At 51.6% G+C, this 18,919-nt stretch carries 16 protein-coding genes; 9 read left to right on the forward strand and 7 right to left on the reverse strand.

Annotated elements, in window-relative coordinates:
• Positions 1–223: 223 nt before the first annotated feature.
• Together BLS62_RS02420 and BLS62_RS02425 are read left to right on the forward strand one after the other, a co-directional pair.
• Positions 224–1,177 carry a TAXI family TRAP transporter solute-binding subunit gene (locus BLS62_RS02420; RefSeq protein WP_093176476.1) on the forward strand — a complete coding sequence of 318 codons (954 nt, stop codon included), beginning with the start codon at positions 224–226 and terminating at the stop codon, positions 1,175–1,177.
• Positions 1,178–1,248: 71 nt separating this feature from the next.
• Positions 1,249–3,006, forward strand: coding sequence for a TRAP transporter permease (locus BLS62_RS02425; RefSeq protein WP_093176478.1), 1,758 nt, complete (start codon positions 1,249–1,251; stop codon positions 3,004–3,006).
• A gap of 78 nt (positions 3,007–3,084) precedes the next feature.
• Here the strand turns inward: BLS62_RS02425 and BLS62_RS02430 are convergent, their stop codons facing one another.
• Genes BLS62_RS02430 through BLS62_RS02445 form a run of 4 tightly spaced genes read right to left on the reverse strand, consistent with a single transcriptional unit; the run spans position 3,085 to position 8,258 of the window.
• Positions 3,085–3,915, reverse strand: a complete 831-nt coding sequence (locus BLS62_RS02430; RefSeq protein ID WP_093176480.1) for an inositol monophosphatase family protein — start codon at positions 3,913–3,915, stop codon at positions 3,085–3,087.
• Positions 3,912–4,973: an ABC transporter ATP-binding protein gene (locus BLS62_RS02435; protein ID WP_093176482.1), complete on the reverse strand. Its 1,062-nt coding sequence runs from the start codon at positions 4,971–4,973 to the stop codon at positions 3,912–3,914. The genes BLS62_RS02430 and BLS62_RS02435 overlap by 4 nt, the downstream gene beginning before the upstream one ends.
• On the reverse strand, positions 4,970–7,180 hold the full coding sequence (locus BLS62_RS02440; protein WP_200798438.1) for an ABC transporter permease: 2,211 nt from the start codon (positions 7,178–7,180) through the stop codon (positions 4,970–4,972). Before BLS62_RS02440 ends, BLS62_RS02435 begins: the two co-directional genes overlap by 4 nt.
• A 58-nt stretch (positions 7,181–7,238) precedes the next feature.
• Complete coding sequence (locus BLS62_RS02445; RefSeq protein ID WP_093176485.1) at positions 7,239–8,258, reverse strand: ABC transporter substrate-binding protein; 1,020 nt, start codon at positions 8,256–8,258, stop codon at positions 7,239–7,241.
• A gap of 155 nt (positions 8,259–8,413) precedes the next feature.
• On the opposite strand from BLS62_RS02445, the gene BLS62_RS02450 reads away from it, so the two are divergent.
• On the forward strand, positions 8,414–9,442 hold the full coding sequence (locus tag BLS62_RS02450) for a LacI family DNA-binding transcriptional regulator (protein WP_093176488.1): 1,029 nt from the start codon (positions 8,414–8,416) through the stop codon (positions 9,440–9,442).
• A 363-nt stretch (positions 9,443–9,805) separates the two neighbouring features.
• The gene (locus tag BLS62_RS02455) at positions 9,806–10,702 is read left to right on the forward strand and encodes an alpha/beta fold hydrolase (protein ID WP_093176491.1); all 897 of its coding nucleotides are present in this window, start codon (positions 9,806–9,808) and stop codon (positions 10,700–10,702) included.
• A 69-nt stretch (positions 10,703–10,771) separates the two neighbouring features.
• Here BLS62_RS02455 and BLS62_RS02460 read toward each other — a convergent pair whose 3' ends face one another.
• Genes BLS62_RS02460 through BLS62_RS02470 form a run of 3 tightly spaced genes read right to left on the reverse strand, consistent with a single transcriptional unit; the run spans position 10,772 to position 13,825 of the window.
• Positions 10,772–11,980: an aminotransferase class V-fold PLP-dependent enzyme gene (locus BLS62_RS02460; RefSeq protein ID WP_093176494.1), complete on the reverse strand. Its 1,209-nt coding sequence runs from the start codon at positions 11,978–11,980 to the stop codon at positions 10,772–10,774.
• A gap of 48 nt (positions 11,981–12,028) precedes the next feature.
• Complete coding sequence (locus BLS62_RS02465) at positions 12,029–13,153, reverse strand: cupin domain-containing protein (RefSeq protein WP_093176497.1); 1,125 nt, start codon at positions 13,151–13,153, stop codon at positions 12,029–12,031.
• Positions 13,154–13,207: 54 nt separating this feature from the next.
• A complete protein-coding gene (locus BLS62_RS02470) occupies positions 13,208–13,825 on the reverse strand; it encodes a helix-turn-helix domain-containing protein (RefSeq protein WP_093176500.1) in 618 nt (205 codons plus the stop codon).
• Between the two features lie 400 nt (positions 13,826–14,225).
• Here BLS62_RS02470 and BLS62_RS02475 point away from each other — a divergent pair, with 400 nt between their 5' ends.
• Genes BLS62_RS02475 through BLS62_RS02495 form a run of 5 tightly spaced genes read left to right on the forward strand, consistent with a single transcriptional unit; the run spans position 14,226 to position 18,872 of the window.
• The gene (locus tag BLS62_RS02475; protein WP_200798439.1) at positions 14,226–15,431 is read left to right on the forward strand and encodes an ABC transporter substrate-binding protein; all 1,206 of its coding nucleotides are present in this window, start codon (positions 14,226–14,228) and stop codon (positions 15,429–15,431) included.
• Between the two features lie 37 nt (positions 15,432–15,468).
• On the forward strand, positions 15,469–16,326 hold the full coding sequence (locus BLS62_RS02480; RefSeq protein ID WP_348271856.1) for an ABC transporter ATP-binding protein: 858 nt from the start codon (positions 15,469–15,471) through the stop codon (positions 16,324–16,326).
• Positions 16,319–17,044 (forward strand): ABC transporter ATP-binding protein, encoded by a 726-nt coding sequence (locus BLS62_RS02485; RefSeq protein ID WP_093176506.1) that lies wholly within the window; start codon positions 16,319–16,321, stop codon positions 17,042–17,044. The genes BLS62_RS02480 and BLS62_RS02485 overlap by 8 nt, the downstream gene beginning before the upstream one ends.
• Complete coding sequence (locus BLS62_RS02490; RefSeq protein WP_093176509.1) at positions 17,041–17,928, forward strand: branched-chain amino acid ABC transporter permease; 888 nt, start codon at positions 17,041–17,043, stop codon at positions 17,926–17,928. Before BLS62_RS02485 ends, BLS62_RS02490 begins: the two co-directional genes overlap by 4 nt.
• Positions 17,928–18,872 (forward strand): branched-chain amino acid ABC transporter permease, encoded by a 945-nt coding sequence (locus tag BLS62_RS02495; protein ID WP_200798440.1) that lies wholly within the window; start codon positions 17,928–17,930, stop codon positions 18,870–18,872. The genes BLS62_RS02490 and BLS62_RS02495 overlap by 1 nt, the downstream gene beginning before the upstream one ends.
• The last annotated feature ends 47 nt before the right edge of the window (positions 18,873–18,919 follow it).

Genomic DNA, 18,919 nt, shown 5'->3' on the forward strand with positions numbered 1-18,919 from the left:
TTGCGGTTTTCAACAGAGGAACGCAAATTTGGCAATTACAACGCAGTTATAACGCAAAAAACGCAAATCCGTTCGTGTGGGGCATATCTGTCATGCATTCATGAGAAAATTTCTGTCTTGTTTTGCCAATAAGCTCATACACCTACTTGAAACGCCTCATTTTCGATATAAAATCTCTCAGCAATTTAAAGGGCATAGTGCGCTTATAATCCGGGGATGATCTATGAGAATGTTAAAGTCATGCGTGACGGCGGCTGCCGTTGTCGCGTTTTCGTTCGCAGCGCAAGCTGAAACACGCGTAACCTACAAATCCGCGAAAACTTCCTCCTCTTACTACCAGATGGCAGTACAGATTGCAGAAGCGATGAAGCAAGCCTCTAACGGCGATATCATTGTAACTGTTGAGGAAAGTCAGGGTTCCGTGCAGAACGTGATGGAATCTGCCGTTCGTCCGGGCAACTACGTTTTCACCACCCCTCCAGTGCTGGTTAAGTTGGCCAAGGGCGGTAAAGCGATGTTTGAAAAGCGCGCTAATCCTAAGTTTGGTGAAATCCGCGCTCTGTTCCCAATTCCATCCCTGACCATGCATTTTGTTGTTGGCGAAGACAGCGGCATCAACAGCTTTGAAGACCTCAAAGGCAAAAAAATCCTGATCGGCAAAGGCTCATTTGGCGCGAAAGAGGGTGCTAAGTACCTGAAAATGTTCGGTCTTGAAGGTCAGGTTGAGCTGGCGGATGTGGAACTTTCCAACGCTGTTCCAGCGCTGAAAAACGGCCAGATTGATGGGTTTGTGACTGCTGGGTCTTACCCTGCGCCAAACGTGATTGAAGCTGCTGCTGGTACCGGCGTAAATGTTCTTTCGCTTTCTGATGATCAGATCGCACAGACCAAACGCACCAAACTAGTGATCCCGGCTGGAACTTATGCTGATCAAGACGCTGATATCACAACAACATCTCTTCCAGTTGTGGCCTACACAACAACGCAGATGGATGAGGCTACCGCCTACGCGATGACCAAAAATTTCTGGGCTCAAAAAGCCAAAATGGGCAAGGGCGCAGCTTGGTGGGATGGCGTAAGCAAAGAGCTTCTCGGCAACATCACCGGCAAAATTCATCCGGGTGCACAGAAGTTTTATGATGAAGCTGGCTTTACAATCACCGACAACCAGCGCTAATCGATAAAACTGTTTTACAGGTAATCAGGCCCGGAGCATCCTTCGGGCCTTTCTCTTCTTAGGCCGTCATCTTGAATATTATACCCCGTTCCATCTGGCTCATTCTCGGCACCACAACTGTTGTGTTCCATCTGGGTTTGATTTTCTCTGGTCTGGTTCCCAATCTGGTGAGCCGGCCTTTGCACATGGCGCTTGCTTTGCCGTGGGCACTCATCTTCATGGCACGTAATCCCCTTGAGAAAGTGACAGGGTATCTGCTCACTGGCTTTGGTGTGTTTGCAGCTGGCTGGATTGCGTGGAACCATTCAGACTTGTCTGATCAGTACGGCTATCTGATTGATGACTTTCAGCTTTATCTGGCGATTGGGTTGCTGGTAACCGTGCTGGAAATGGCACGCCGCGCTATCGGCTGGCCCTTGCCACTGGTTGCGCTGATTGCACTCGCCTACGGTCTTTATGGCCAATATGTCCCCGGCGAGTTTGGCTACGCAGGCGTACCGGTAGAAAGTTTCCTCGGCACCATGACCATTGCGGAAGGTGGGCTCTGGGGCAAATTGACCGGCGTTTCCGTCGGTGTCGTTGCGATTTTCGTCATCTTCGGCGCGTTCCTCAATGCCGGTGAAGCAGGCGCAGGCTTCATGAATGTTGCCGCCGCCGCCGCCGGAAAACTGACAGGCGGAACGGCAAAAGTCTCTGTGATTTCATCCGCTTTGTTCGGGTCCATATCCGGTTCAGCCTCCGCAAATGTTGCCTCAACCGGCGCAATTACGTTGCCTGCGATGACCAAGCTGGGCTACCCGCGCGCGCTTGCCGGTGCTGTTGAAGCGGTTGCGTCGTCTGGTGGTCAGATCATGCCGCCGCTGATGGGCGCAGGCGCGTTTGTTATGGTGGAGTTGACGGGTGTTCCCTACACCGGGATCATGGCAGCGGCCATTTTACCAGCGTTTCTGTACTTTTTTGCCGTCTGGATGGGCATCAACGCCTTTGCATGCCGTTATGAACTGAAAGGCCTTGCGCCGGAAGATCAGCCAAGTACGCGGTCCGTGATCATCACATCGCTGTTCTTCCTCGTGCCGTTCACGGTTCTGCTCTGGTCGATGTTCGTGCTGGGGTACACGCCGCAATATGCAGCTTGTCTTTCCATCATGGTTGCGATGGCGCTGCTGCTGATAGATAAGAATTTTGCAGTGAACTGGCAAAAGATCGGCGAACGCTACGAGCAGGCATTGATGAACTCCGGTAAGCAAGTGGCGATGATTGCTTCTATCATCCTATGTGCCTCCATCATTATCGGAACTTTGGGCGTCACCGGTCTCGGCGTTAAAATCACCTCCCTGATCCTCTCGGGGTCCGGCGGAATGTTATGGCCAGCCCTATTGCTCACCGCGCTTGCCTGCATGGTGCTTGGTATGGAAGTGCCAACGACTGCGGCCTATGTGATCTGCGTTTCCGTTGCTGGTCCAGCCTTGATAAATATAGGGTTGGAGCCACTTCAGGCGCACCTGTTTGTGTTTTGGTTTGCGCTTCTTTCCACCATCACGCCACCAGTCTGCGGAGCCGTATTTATTGCGGCTGGTATGGTCGGGGAAAACTGGTTAAAGGTCGCCGCGTTTGCCATGGCGCTCGGCATAGGACTCTACCTTATCCCACTGGGAATGATAGCAAATCCGGCTTTGATCACGCTCATCAGCTCACCGGTCTGGTCTTTGCTCGCCGCCGTAAAAGTAGGTCTAGCACTAACCGCAATCTCCTACGGTGTCATTGCACCCTTCAAGCTTTTAACAAGGGTTGGGTTGATTATAGGCGGCGGAATTATACTGTTCATCTAAGGCGATGACATGAATAAAAACAGGCGCTTATCAGATCTGATGAGTGCCTGTTTTTGTATTTAGTCAGCTAGATCGAATTCAAGCTTGTTCTGCGAACTGGGTTATCTGAGTAATCTTCATAACTTCGTCGTAGACCTGCGGTGCCGCGCCTAAAACTGGATACGGGGCACTTGGGTTTTCCGTGGTAGGAAAGGGGAGTACTTTCCCGCCAGCTTCTTCAATCAGGCAATACGCCGCCATGCAGTCCCAAGCGGACATGAGCGGTTCGACGTAACCCACCAAGCGACCTGCGGCGACCCACGCCAACATCAGAGCACCAGAGCCATAACGCGTGTAGCTCACGCCTGCTGACATCAGGTCTTCAAACATCTTGCCGATTTGTTTTGGTGTAACACGGTCATTTGCGCCAACACCCAACATGCCGGTTTGCAGATTAAACCGATCGGTCACGCGAACCGGTAACCCGTTGAGTGTTGTGCCTTTTCCGCGCATTGCGGCAAAGCGTTCACCCAGTACTGGCACGTCGATAATGCCAATTGCAGGGCCGTCTTTATCTGTAACCGCGATACAAACACACCAACCGGGAAGGCCGTTCAAGAACGGCGCGGTTCCGTCAATTGGGTCAATCACCCACGTGTAACCGGTTAAGCCTTCAACATATCCGAATTCTTCCCCGAGTTGTGCATCCTCAGGAAAACTCTCGGAAATCAGGCTGCAGATTTTCTGCTCAACGGCCTTATCCGCTTCAGAAACAACATCCTGAGGATGCCGCTTTGTATCGATATCTAACGCATTGCGATTGGCGAAATGTTGGAGTGCAAGCTCAGCCGCTTGATCGGCAATTTTTTGCGCCGCGTTGAAGCGTTTTTCCAACTCTACTGCTTGGTCTAGACAAGTATCGGCAATCATTTTTTGCCGCCGATCAGTGCCAGACCGCGTATATCGAAATCGATACCGACATTCGTTCCGTTTTCAAGCTTATGATTGGTGTTGTTATCAATTACAAAAAGGTCACCAAGGTCACTCATGACTTCATACTGGAAATGATCTCCAAGGTAGGCCGCACTTTTGATTTTACCCGTTAGACCCGTTTTATTTTCTCTGCTCAGCTTGATTGAATTTGCCCGCGCAGCAAGCTTAGCTTTGCCAACACTGTGGTTTCTGTTGCGCAGAGAGTACTTCGCATCGCCAATAGCAATGTGAGCAGCGTCATCCATAATGCTACTGATTTCACAATCAAGGATATTGGCCTCACCAATAAAGTCGGCGATGAACTCGGACGCAGGGCTTTCGTAAAGCTCGAAAGGTGTTCCGTCCTGCTCAATCTTGCCGTCACGCATAACCACGATACGGTCAGACACTGCGAGTGCTTCTTCCTGATCGTGAGTGACGTAAACAGCTGTGAAATCAAGTCGTTGCTGAATTTCGCGGATTTCAGTTCGGACAAGACGACGAAGCCGTGCATCAAGGTTGGAGAGCGGCTCATCCAGCAACAAGACTTGCGGTTCCAGAACAAGGGCCCGAGCAACGGCTACGCGTTGTTGCTGTCCGCCGGATAGCTCGGAAGGTAGGCGTTGCGCTTTTTCACGTAGGCCCACCAGATCGAGGCCGTTGAAAGCAAGCTCTTCGGCGTCTTTGAAACCGCTGGACTCCAGTCCGTACTTCACGTTTTCCAACACAGTCATATGCGGAAACAACGCGTAGGACTGGAACACCATGGATACATCACGTTCATTTGGCGGCAGGCGTGTTACGTCCTCGCCGCCAATCATAATGCGGCCAGAGGTCGGCGTTTCCAGCCCTGCAATCATGCGCAGGGTTGTGGTTTTGCCACATCCTGATGGGCCGAGAAGCGTCACCAGCTGACCTGCCTCAATCTCGAGATTTAGGTCTGAAATTGCTGTAAAGTCGCCGTAGTTTTTGCCGACATTTTCGAAGTGGACTTGACCAAATTTGGAATGTGTCATGCTGCGACTTCCTTAAGTTTGCCCCGAGCAGGTGATTTTTGAGTGGCTTCTGTGCGGCGGAGTTTTCGTTCGCCTACAATCAGTTGGAACCCGACAATGACGCTGAGCATCACAAAGATCAGTACGGAGCTGTAGGCAATTGCCACGCCGTACTCGCCGTTTTCAACCAGACCAACAACGTAGGCTGTCGCCATATTGTACTTTGCGCTTACGAGGAAAATAACCGCAGAGATGGACGTGATGGCCCGCACGAAACTGTACACCAGCGCGGCCTGAATGGCAGGACGCAGAAGCGGTAGGATCACTTTTCGAAGTGTCCGTGCACTGTTAGCGCCAAGCGTCAGAGATGCCTCATCCAGGTTCTTATCAAGCTGAGACATAGCGGCGACACCGCCGCGTACACCCACTGGCATGTTACGGAAAACAAAGCAGAAAATTAGGATGAGAGCCGTGCCGGTCATCTGCAGCGGTGGCAGATTGAAGGCCAGAATATAGCTGATACCGATAACAGTGCCCGGAATTGCGAAGCTCATCATCAGGCCAAATTCAAAGGCTGATTTACCCGGGAAGTCCTGACGAACAATGAGCCATGCGGAGAGAATACCGACGGCAGCTGTCAATGGTGCAGCGGCAAGGGCAATCCACATGGTGGTCCAGAAGCTGTTCCACGCAACGCCTGTGAAGGCGAAACCATTTTCAAACGAGATCGCAAAAGCAGTGATGTAATGGTCGAATGTAACGCTGTGATCCAAACCCCAGACTTTCACAAAACCACCAAACAAGATTAGGCCGTAAACAGAGATCGTAAACAAGCTCCAGAACGCAACCACTGTACCAACTGGGATGGCGATGCGTCGTGGCAGTTTGGCATGGCGTCCACCATCGCCTTTGCCAGTCACAGTTGCGAAGTTCCGTTTTCCAAGCCAGACACGTTGTGCGTAGAATGCTGAAAGGGTGAAGAATAACAGGACGGTTGCAAGCACGGCTGCGCGGGATGGATCGCTTTGTGCGCCAACAACAGCGAAGAAAATCTCAGTTGAAAGCACGCCGCCGTTTCCACCCAAGACCATCGGGTTCCCGAAATCAGCCATGGACTCGATGAAGCCGATCAAAAAGGCATTTGCCAGACCCGGTGCCATCAACGGCAATGAGATTTTGCGGAAGGTTCTCCAACGACCAGATCGCATTGTCTGGCTTGCTTCTTCCAGAGACGGGCTGATGCCTTCAACAACACCCACCAACACGAGGAAGGAGATTGGCGTAAAGCTGAGCATCTGTGCAATCCAGATACCCGGAAGACCATAAATCCAGCGCCCGAGTTCCAAACCTGTTGCAGCTTCAATGGATTCAGTCACAAACCCAGTCCGGCCCATCATCAACGTCAGCGCTAAACCAATCACAAAGGGCGGGGTAATGATTGGCAGAATGCTAAGAAGACGAAGGCTCTTGCGGAACGGCATTTGGGTCCGCGTTACCATCAATGCAAAGGCGAGGCCGAGTGCCGTGGAGCCCGCTGCGGTGCAAATTGCGAGGAACAGTGTGCGCCATGCAATGCCACACTTACCGCCCGCCAGACAGGAGAGCTTCCAGATTTGTGGGTCGGTTATATTTCGGGCCACACCTTCTGTTGTGAAGTTGCCGCGAAAATCCTGAAACGCGCCAGCGAACATAGACAGGATTGGATAGAAAACGAATGTAACGACCAGCAATATCAGCAGGGTCACTGCGGAAAGCACAATCGCGTCGCCCTTTAAGGCGCCTTTTTCGGCAAGGCCGAATGAGATAAACCCTGCGAATGACAGAATGAGGAAGATAGCACCCGCACCGAAGGCAGGCTGACCGTCGACAGCGCCAAAGGTTGTTGCTAGCAAATTCCAGTTCCAGCCGCGCAGGCCAATAGACATGCCCTCAACGACCATCCAGACCAAACCGATGGCCCCGATTAGCGCAAGCCGATTTCCTCGGCCACCCGGCTTTCTCTTAAGGCGCAGAAAAGCCGCAGATATCAGCAACAGCAGCACGGGTAGCAATTGCCATTTGCCTGAAAGCAGCTGGACAAAACCGGGCCAGTGGCGATCATTAGTCAAGAAATCGGCAACCCATTCAAACGCAAAAAAGCCGCTGCGAATGTGGTACCAAGGCAATATAAACAACCCAAGGACGCCGCCAATTATGGCGAGGTCCAGCCGACGATTTTCATTTGTCATTTGGAGAAACCAGAATTTGAGGGAGACCGGGGCAGAACAAAGCCTGCCCCGATTTTAATCAGTTAGCGGCTGCGCCTACTTCCATGTCCCAACGAGCAAGCAGGTTTCTGCGACGGTCACTGCTTCCGTACTCAGCAAAGTCATAGTCGATGAGTTTGATATCGCCGAGCTTTGGAGCTGCTTCCGGTTGGGTAGACCCTTTGTTGGAAGGGATCTGGTAGGATCCTGTTTCCGCCATCAGGTTCTGTGCTTCCGGGGTCAAAACCCAGTCGTAGAACACTTTGGCAGGTTCTGGGTTCGGGCTGCCGTCGATCAAAGACATTGAACCAATTTCGTAGCCAGTCCCTTCACAAGGAGCAACAACTTCAATCGGGAAGCCTGCTTCTGCCTGCTTTACAGCATCGTGCATGAAGACGATGCCAACACCAGATTCGCCGCGTGCTGCCGCTTTCACAGGCGCACTGCCGGATTTGGTGTACTGTGTCACGTTTTTGCCAAGCGCTAACAGGTATTCAAATGCTTCGTCTTCGCCCATAAGCTGAACAAGCGTTGCCAGAGCGGTGTAAGCGGTGCCCGATGAGTTCGGATCAGCGATAGAAATTTCGCCGACTAACGAGTCATCTAGCAGGTCTGCCCAACATTTAGGGCCCGCAATGCCTTTTTTGGCGAGGATTTCTGTGTTGTAACCCCAACCCAAAGCACCGGAGTAAACGCCAACTGTGCGGAAGCCAGAGGTCTCTGCCTGAGCAACAGCCCATGGCAACAACTCTGCCAGCATAGGTGATTTGTACTCTGCGGTGAGCAGATCATTCGCAGCCTGCAGATGCGGATCGCCCGTGCCACCCCACCATACGTCTGTCTGAGGATTGCGCGCTTCTGCACGGATTTTTGCGTATGCTTCGCCAGAAGAAAGGCGGATCATGCTGACATCAACACCATGGCCTTCTTCAAACTTCATCGCCAGCTTTTCACAAAGAGCGTTGTCTGCGGAACAAATGATACTGAGTTCATCAGCTGAAGCTGCACCGCCGGCCGCAATCAGAGTCGCACCTAATAATGCTGTTTTGATCGTTCTCATGTTTATTCTCCTCCCAGAGCACGTTGTGTACACGTGTACATAATATACTTACAAAAAAAAGTGCAATGTCAACTTTATTCCAATAAAGGCCCATTCAGTTTAATGTTATTAGCTGGTAGAAATGTGCAACCGTGTTCAAATTTCGGCGTAAATTGATGTCAGACAGACAGCCTCAGAAAAAGCCACAGGTAACAGCAGAAGACGTTGCTCGTCACGCTGGAGTATCCAGAGTATCAGTCTCCAGGACGTTTACTCCTGGGGCGAGTGTTTCGGCTTCAACCCGCGGAAAAATCTTGGAATCCGCAGAAATACTAGGGTACCGGGTTAACCGGCTTGCGAGCAGTCTCAACCGCTCTGAGAGTGGGATCGTGGCTCTTATTGCTGCTGAGATCGAGACACCTTATCGATCTGCTATGATTGCAGCGCTGACTGAAAAACTACAGGCTGCTGGTAAGGTCACCATGTTGATCAATACCAGTGGATATGAGGAGCGGGTGAAGGATGCATTGCTGCAGGCGATTAGTTTTCGCACAGAAGCAGCGATTATTTTGTCTGGTACACCGGATCTATCTTTGGCGGATACATGCTTCAGCAATGGCATGAGGCTCGCTCTCATCAACCGCGAAGATGATTTTCCCGGTGCGCTCCTGATTGGGCCGGATAATGAGGCCGCGGGTAGAACTGCTCTCAACGCACTTTTGCGTGCAGGCTGCAAGACGATCGCACTTGCAAACTCAGCCAATGCGACCTCCAGTATTTTGGAACGAGAACATGGCTTCCTCGATGCCGCAAAAGAAGCGGGTGTTCCAGTTATTCGCGAGATTTCCGGTGTGACCTCTTATAAAGCCGGGCTGGAGATTGGTACTTCTTTGATGGACAGAGAGGACCGGCCTGACGGTGTGTTCTGTACGACAGACCTGATTGCGTGCGGAGTAATTGATGCCGCGCGTCAACGGTTCGGGCTTCTGACACCGGACGACCTCTCTGTGATTGGGTTTGACAATATCCCTCAAGCAGAATGGGAAGGGTATGCCCTAACGACCTTCGCACAGTCCACAGATCTGATTGCTGAGAAGTGTCTTGAATGGTGCACGACCCAACAAACAACCACTCAAACGGTTAAGCTGCCCGCAAAGTTTGTGTGGCGCAACAGCGTGAAGAAATGCAACGTGCCTCCAAAGTGAACGCCTGCGTAAGCGGAGTTAGTGTGCGCCAGAGGATATGATGATGGCTGATTACAGGCCACTTCGGCTGTATTGAAGGCATGGGGGCAGCTCCCAAACGATCCTTAATGCGAGAAGGATTACACTGATCTCGCAAGCAAAACAGAACGTTCCTCCCATTTTTGCGGTTGCAGAAGCGCTCTCTGCTTCAAACTGAGAACATGACTAGATTTTATTACTGTGAGAACTAGTCGCGTCCGGGTGAGAAAATATTAGTGAGGTTGATTGTCTTAAGTCTGATTTGGAAGGATGGCTTTCTTCCTACACCTCTGGGTTATACTCTGTAATCCTGAGACTGAAAATTGAAGCGCGTGGGAGACACTGATGAAGTTTATTGAAGCAGGTATGCTCAACGTGGCGTATAAGGATGTTGGTCCAAAAGCCGGTGTTCCTGTCTTCCTGCTTCATGGTTTTCCATATGATGTGCATTGTTATGATGAGGTTTGCGTCATTCTGGCAAACCGTGGTTTCAGGTGCATCATTCCTTATCTGCGTGGCTTTGGACCAACGCAATATCTCTCCTCGCAAATGCCGCGTTCCGGTCAACAGGCCGCTCTGGCGTTTGACTTGCGCTCTCTTATGATTGCACTGGAAATTCCCGAAGCGATAATGGCCGGTTACGATTGGGGCGGACGGGCCGCGTGTATTGCAGCAGCTCTTTGGCCGGAAAAGGTGAGGGGGTTGGTGAGCGGCGGTGTCGCCTACAACATCCAGAACATCCCCGCGGCTTACCGACCAGCTGACCCGAGGGATGAGCACCTTTTATGGTACCAGTATTACTTCCATAATGAGCGCGGCAAAAATGGTTTGGAGGAGAACCGGGAAGACCTCACCAAACTGTTGTGGCAGCAGTGGTCTCCCAACTGGGATTTCTCACGGCGCACCTTCCGGGAAACTGCGGAGAGTTTTGATAATCCCGACTTTGTTGAGACGGTTATTCATTCCTACCGGCACAGGTTTGGTTTGGTCGCGGGCGATCCTGCGGTTGAAAAGCTGGAAGTGTTGTTAACCGCTCAACCCAAGATCAATGTGCCAACGATTGCACTGCTTGGCGCAGGCGATGGCGTCTCCCCGCCGCGGCAAAGCAAGGAACATCATCACAACTTTACCAGCTTTTACGAAGTGCGTGTTGTTGACGGAGTTGGTCACAATCTGCCTCAGGAAAACCCTGACGCCTTCGCAAATGCCGTCATTGAGATTGCAGATCGTACAGATACATAAAAAAACGCGGCCAACCGAATAGGGGTGATTGACCGCGCTGAAGCTATTGTTTTTGCTTGTGAATTACGCCTAAGCTGGCACGGCCTGCTCTTGCACAACCGTGCGAAGTCGTTGGGCGGCCTCCCACATATCTGCATGAGAATGATAGAGCGGTGACAGGCCAAACCTCATCGCGTCTGGATAGCGGAAGGAGGAAGTTATGTTCTTCTCCATCAACGCTTCAACCACTTTGTTTCCCTCGCCCGGAACACGGATGCAGACATGTCCGCCGCGCTCATCGTAATTTTCAGGGGAGGCAAGCTGCACGCCCAGATCACCACATTGCTCTTTGATGAGCGTAACCAGTGTTTCGCTTAGAGAGCGATGCTTCGCCCAAACCTGCTCTGGCTCAACGGTATTCCAGATCTCTGCCGCACACCAGAATATCTCGTTGGCAATCACCTGCGGAGTGCCCGTCATATGGCGCAGAACGCCTTCTGCCGGTTCAAACTGCTCGGAAAACGAGAATATATCTGCGTGACTCATCCAGCCTGAAATTTCCGGCCAGATCTTGTTCTGATGCTTTTTGTTGACGTAAAGCCATGCGGGTCCACCGGGGCCGCCACACAGGTATTTATAGCCGCACCCAACCGCAAAATCTGTTTGCGTGCCTTCCATGTCCAGCGGGATAGCACCAGCAGAATGAGAGAGATCCCAAAGCGTAAGTGCGCCAACAGACCGAGCCTTGGCGTTGATTTCCGCTATGTTGAAACGGCGGCCAGAGCGGTAATCCACCTGAGATAGATAGACCACTGCAACGTCTTCTGTGATGGCGTCCAGAATGTCCTTTTCAGGGTCCGCGTAGACAACTATCAGCTGGTCACTATGAGCGTTTTCAAGCCCTTGTGCCACATGCAGGTTGGTGGGAAATGTGGTTTTTTCGCTCAAAACCACATTGCGACCGGGGTTGAGCTTAAGGGCATCTGTCAGCAACTTAAACAGGTTCAGCGTGGTGTTGTCATAAGCAAGTGTGTCTTCCGGTGCGGCTCCGATCAAACGACTGATCGCAGCGCCAATCTGCATTGGGCGGGCCATCCAATTGGCGGCGGCCCAACTCGCACTGCGTTCGTCAGCCCATTCATGCTGAAGCACTTGTGCAAGATGTGCGGGGACTGATTTCGGCATGGAGCCGAGAGAATTCGCGTCTAAGTGCACAAAACCGGGGCGTTCTTGAAACAAATCTTTGCAGTGCTTGAGCGGGTCTTTTTCGTCCAGCGCTAGAATATCATCATAATTCATCGTGTTTCCAATCTTCACATGGGGTTTGCATAGGGGCAAAGAGGCTGGCTAAGGTGCAACCTCGTGAACATTGGTCTCAAAGCTTCCCGGTAGAGAAACTTCCAGAATTTCAAGATCCTCAGAACCATTCAACAGGGATGTTTTCATCTCTGGTGGTATGACAAACGCATCACCTGCCTTCAACTCGTGGGCTTTGCCCTCTTCGTTGACAAGGGTCACGCTGCCTTCCATCACAAAGGAGAACAGAATGTCGGATGTGTGGCTGGTGACAGCACCAGTCGGACCAGTCGTAACGCGGGCCACCTGCACATTAGCAACCTGTTTTGTTGCTGTACCGATGCCGGTATCGCGGCACTCAAATCCCTCAAGACGGAAGGGCTGCCATGTAGCACTATCTAATTGATGGCGAACGAACTTTTGTCCCTGAAACTCGCGTTCTGGATTAACACTGGTGTTTGGCAGGTCCATCTCGTGGTCGATACTGGTGACGTGTTCAGCAGGGACACCAATCTCAATCACTTCCAACTCACCGGAGCTTTCCAGCACACGGTGGCGAATCTCGGGAGGTTGAATAACGCAATCACCCGCTTTGAGGATAAATGGCTCACCCTGGTCTTCATAAACAAGGCGCACCCAGCCGTGATAGCAGAAAATAAGCTGAAAACCGACGGTGTGGTAATGCACCATATCCGGAACTGGACCGGCATCTGGAATGCGGATGTGAGAGGCGATGATGCTGCCGCCCAACCGATCCGGGATCAGGTCGCGATATTGCATACCGGCGCGGCCAATGACCCATGGATCATTATCGATCATGTGCCTGACGATAAAGGAATGCTGGGTTTTGGGCATTTCCAGAACCGGAGAGGCATCAACAATCTCGATTCTAGTGCCATTGGGTGCCGTTAGCTCGGTTTGCCCACCCGCAAAACTTGCCGGTTCTTTACACAGTAACCGCAGAGTTCCGGGCTTTTCAGGAGCCCCTTTTTCCAGCCGAACGCGTAATCCGTGACCGGACATCACGGCAATAGCTGGATTATCAGCTGGGAAAATCATATCGAGCTTCATGCCGAGGACCTTGCTGAAAAACGGCAGGTCCTCCTTTAGATCGTTGGTTGGCAATCGGACTTCAGCAGATGCAATGTGATCTACCTTGGTTTCTAACTGTGCCATTTGATGTCCCTCCCAGAATTTCAAATGTGATTATCGGAATTGTGTAGCGGGTGTTTATTCACCCTCATCTTTAAGATGTGTGGCATCAATCGTCGCGATCACGAGAATGCGCGCCGGAGTATCGCCAGCACAAACGTAGGCGTGTTTCATAGAGCTGTCGAAATAGATGGAATCTTCCGCCTCAAGCAGCAGTGGGGCGTAGTGTTCTGAATGCAAATGCAAGCATCCATCCAACACCATCAAAAATTCTTCACCCGGATGCGCGTGTAATCCATCTACATCTTCCAGTGTGCGGCCAGCTACAATATCAATGGCAGGGTTCATCTTTTTATTGGTGATGTCGTTGCATAAAACCTGTGCGCTGTAGCGTTCTGTTTCCAAAGAAACACCCTGCCCCTTGCGCGTGATGCTGCGAATACCGCTGCGGGCAGGACAGCCTGTGCTGTCAAAAAACGCGGACATATCTACGTTGAGCGCTTGCGATAAGACATATAGGTTTGCCGCACTCATCAGCGTCTGGTCATTCTCCACACGGGATAATGTTGCCTCTGAGATCCCGGTGCGCGCGGAAAGCTCGCTGAGCGATAGTTGCTGGGCCTTGCGGAAGGCTTTGACGCGTTCGCCAATATGAAGTTTCTCCGGCATTTTCATGCTGGTAGATTTTCGAGGCATTGCTGCTGTGTTTCTTGTTTCACCCTGCAAAATTTACCGCGCCTCGCTCAATTAACTTGCTTACTTGCTCGTATCCAAACGTGTTGAAGCACACAATAGAATGACTAATTTCATAAATGCAAGAGAATTTCATATTTGAAATATTGAGGCGCGTGTATTGCGGAGAATATGTCCATTGATGCGTCGTGACTATCAAACTCAATCGCTGCAAATGCAGAAAACAGCAGTTTATGCGGTTACTTGCACGTTTGGAGAGGTGATTGACAGCATCTTGCGTATGTGCAAGTGTTTCTACGTATTGCTCCGTTTGTAGCGGTGAAAATCTCTAGATTTAGAGAGAATTGCTGAAAACAATGAGGCCAAAGCTTCCCAACCGGTGCAATACAAATGGGAGGGATTTATGAATAAGACACTTTTGATGCTAACGACGGCAGCATGTATATCATTTGCTGGGGCAGCCGGCGCTGCGGACATTAAAGTTGGGGCACTGATGGGCGTGACAGGGCCTCTCGCCAACTTTATTCCACCGATTCTCAACGGGGCAAAACTCGCTGAAGCTGACGTGAACAATGGCGGTGGTTTGTTGGACGGACACACCATGAAGCTTGTTGTTGCGGACAGTCAGGGATCGGCACAGCCATCCGTTGATGCAGCCGGTAAACTGGTCAACATCGAGAACGTTGTTGCTATCATGGGGGCGTTGTCCTCAGGTGCGACCATTGCTGCGGCGAACGCAGTCGCGATACCGAATGGCGTGCTGCAGGTTTCACCAACAGCGACCGCGCCTAGCATGACCAATCTGGAAGACAATGATTACGTCTACCGCATTGTTCCAAGCGATAACTATCAGGGCAAAGTGCTTGCACAAGCTGTGATGGAAGATGGTTTGAAAAAGGTTGCAATTACATACGTTAACAACGACTACGGCGTTGGTATTGCCAACACATTCAAGACTGAATATGAGAAATTGGGCGGGATCGTCACCAAATTCTCCAAGCATGAAGACAAGAAAAACTCCTACCGCGGCGAGCTTGCAACGATGGCATCCAGCGGTGCAGAAGCACTCGTTGTTATCGCTTATGCTGCCGGTAGTGGCGCCAAGATCGTCAAGCAATCCTTGGAAAATGGCTTCTTCGATAAGTTCATTGGCACTGATGGATTGCGTGATGACATCCTGATTCAGCAGGTCGGCGCTGAAGCTCTTGCGAGTTCCTTCTTCACCTCACCAAGTTCTCCGGGATCAAATGCAGCTGCAGAAGCGTTCCATGCTCGGTTTGATAAGGAGTTTGGCGGCGGGTCTGACAAGCCATTCGTGGATCAGTCCTATGATGCTACCATGCTGATTGCATTGGCTATTCAGCAAGCAGGGTCAACAGATCGCGCAGCGGTTAAGGATGCACTTCGCTCAGTTGCAAATGCTCCGGGTGAAGTTGTTGGCCCAGGTGAATGGGCGAAAGCGCGTGAGCTGATCGCAGCGGGTAAAGACATCAACTATGAGGGTGTTTCTGGCACGCACGAGTTTGATAAAAATGGTGACGTAGCTGGTTACATTGGCAAGTATGTTGTCGAGGGTGACAGCTACAAGCAAACCAAAATCTTCAAATAATTCAGTTCTTTGCTGCAAGAAAACTGATGACAGTTGAATGAGTTGGCTGGGCTTTCAGGAGCCCGGTCATGCTCGGCTATGCCGTGATGGTACGGCCTATGAGATTTTGGGAATACGTATGATCCAGCTTGAGAATGTTTCAAAGCGATTTGGTGGATTGACTGCGGTTCACAACTGCACATTTTCAATTCCAACCGGTCAAATTACCGGGCTTATCGGGCCCAATGGTGCGGGAAAGACCACTGTTTTCAATATGATAGCGGGCCTTTTGCAACCAACCAGCGGGCTGGTTCTGCTTGATGGTGAGGACATTACTGCGTTGCCTGCGCATAAACGGCAGGGGAAAGGGCTTTACCGGACTTTCCAATTGGCGCACGAGTTCTCACGCATGACTGTGCTGGAGAACCTGATGGTGGCGGCGGATAGCTCCACCGGGGAAAACGTGCTGAACGCCATCTTTCGGCCCTCTCGTTTCAGGAAACAGGAGCAGGCCGCCTACGGTAAGGCCAAGGAAACATTACGGTTTTTGGAAATCGAGAAACTTCAGGATGAGCTGGCGGGCAACCTTTCCGGCGGGCAAAAGAAGCTGCTGGAGTTGGGCCGCACGCTGATGCAGACGCCTAAAGTCATCCTGTTGGACGAAATTGGCGCGGGCGTGAACCGCAGCCTGCTTGGCAAGATCGCCGACAAGATTCAGCAGTTGAATGATGATTTCGGCTACACCTTTTGCCTGATTGAGCATGATCTGGATTACGTTTCCCGGTTGTGTGACGAGGTTGTCGTTCTGGCGCAAGCTACTGTTTTAACAACAGGAACCGTTGACAAAATCAAACGTGACGAGCGTGTGATCGAGGCCTATTTCGGCGGCGGCAAGTATGAGGGCGTCCATGCCTGAACCAATTTTGAACATCCAGAACCTGACCGCAGGCTATGGCGCAACACCCATCATTAGCGACGTTAATTTATGCGTTGAATTGAAAGGTATTGTCGTAATCGTGGGACCAAACGGGGCTGGCAAGTCCACCTTGCTGAAATCCGTCTTCGCGCTCAATAAATATTTTTCCGGCGCCATAGAATTTATGGGTAGCTCGATTGTCGGGGTCAAAACCGCTGAGCTCGTACCGATGGGTATTTCGGCTGTTCCGCAAACCAGCAATGTGTTTGCCAATTTGACCGTGCGTGAAAACTTGCAGGTGGGAACGTATGCAGCTCCCCCCAAAAATCCCGCTGCGACATTGGACATGATCCTGACGCTGTTTCCTGACCTGCGTGAAAAGCTCAACCAACCAGCGGGCCAGCTCTCGGGTGGTCAACGGCAGATGGTGGCCATCGGACGGGCGATGATGAGCGATCCTAAGCTGTTGTTGCTGGACGAGCCAACCGCCGGTTTGTCGCCTGCTTATCTGGAGCGGATCTTTGATTTGATCCTGCAAATTCGGGATGCGGGCATCTCTGTGTTGCTGGTGGAACAGAACGCAAAACAAGCGTTGCGCATTGCAGACATGGGATACGTGCTGGTCAACGGCAAAAACGGATATACGGATACGGGCAAAAACCTTCTGGCGAATGATGAAGTGCGACACGCATTTCTTGGGGGAGGGTTGCCAGCATGATTGATTTCATCAACTACTATCTCATACCGGGCATAACCCTCGGCAGTATCTATGCGTTGGGCGCGGTCGGGATCTCGATGATCTTCGGCATCCTACGGTTTGCGCACTTTGCACATGGTGATTTGATGACCACCGGCGCTTACATCGCGCTGACGGCAGTCTGGACGCTCGGTATTCCGGCACTGGCCGCTATTCCAATTGCAGTCGTTGGCACGGCTCTGGTGGCGCTGCTTCTGGATAAGGCGTTTTACAAACCCCTGCGAGATCTACCCACCATTTACACAGTGATCGCGTCCTTTGGTGTGGCTTTGATTTTGCGTTCAACCATTCAGCTGGTGTGGGGCACAGATTCTCAGGTCTATGTCACAGGGTTTCAAAAACCTCTGATCTGGTTTGACACATTCCGCATCGCTCTGCGGCATATGCAAATCATCGCGTTTACGGTGGTTATAGCCATCGTGCTGCACTTCTTCCTTACTTACTCCAAAACCGGCAAGTCCATGCGGGCGGTGTCCGATGATCCAGAATTGGCGCGAATTGCCGGGCTGGATACCGAGAAGATCGTTCGCTGGACATGGATTATCGGCGGTGGCCTTGCAGCCATCGGCGGCGTGTTTGTGGGTTTGGATACGGACATCCACACCAACTTAGGCTGGAACCTGTTGCTGCCTATGTTTGCGGCCGCTTTGCTTGGCGGAATCGGGCGACCATTGGGGGCTATGTTGGGCGGGCTGATCATCGGCATTGCGGAGGAGATCTGCACGTTCCCAATTATGGATATAGAGATCATTTCGCCGAGTTATAAAAGTGCGATTGCCTTTGTTCTCATGATCGCGCTGCTGCTCTTCCGCCCACAAGGCTTGCTGAAAGGGAGGGTGCTCTGATGGAACTCGCAGGACTGTTTTTCTACTTCGTTTCCTTCCTCACCATGGCTGGTATTTATGCAGTCATCTGTCTGGCGCTCAACATCCAATGGGGCTTTGGCGGTCTGTTTAATGCTGGCATTGCAGGCTTTTATGCCATTGGCGCGTATTCTGCGGCGATTGTCACCTCAACAGCCACATCAAATCATGTTGGTGGGTTTCAACAGCCGATCTTTGTGGGCATGGCAGTTGCGGCTGTCATTGCTGGTCTTGTTGGCTGGGGCATTGCGCGGCTTTGTGTTTCCCTCAAAAGCGATTATCTCGCCATGGCAACCATTGGCATTGCGGAGATTATCCGGCTGGTGATTGTCAATGAGGAGTGGCTGACAAACGGGAGCTTGGGCGTTTCCAACATTCCACGCCCGTTTGAAGGCATGTTCAAAGGGCAAACAGCGGCAATTGTCTTCGTTTTGTTCGTCTGGATGATTGTGTTGCTGACCTATTTTGTGTCCCACCGGCTGCACCAAAGCCCATGGGGCAGGGTGCTGCGGGCGATCCGCGACAATGAGGATGCAGCTGCATCCATTGGCAAGGATGTGCAGTCCTTCCGCACACAAACGTTTGTTATTGGCGCGATCTTTATGGCACTGGCTGGGGCGTTGAGTGCGCACTACTTCAAGTACTTCAGCCCGGATGCAACAGAGCCGATCCTGATCACGTTTCTTGCATGGGTTATGTTGATTGCCGGGGGAAGTGGCAACAACAAAGGCGCCATTGCAGGGGCGCTGATCGTTTGGGCGATCTGGTCAATGACGGAAATCCTCACCGGCTTCCTCCCCTCAGAGTGGGCGACCCGGTCCTCCTACATGCGTATGTTGATGATTGGCTTGTTTTTACAATTCGTCCTGCAACGCTATCGCTCTGGACTGATACCGGAAAAAGCACCTAAGTTGGATTTGGGGTAATTTGATCACATGGAGGGGCGATAGGGATCGCCCCTCCATGTGATGTA

Source organism: Pseudovibrio sp. Tun.PSC04-5.I4, from assembly GCF_900104145.1.
In the GTDB taxonomy this organism is placed as follows: Bacteria; Pseudomonadota; Alphaproteobacteria; order Rhizobiales; family Stappiaceae; genus Pseudovibrio.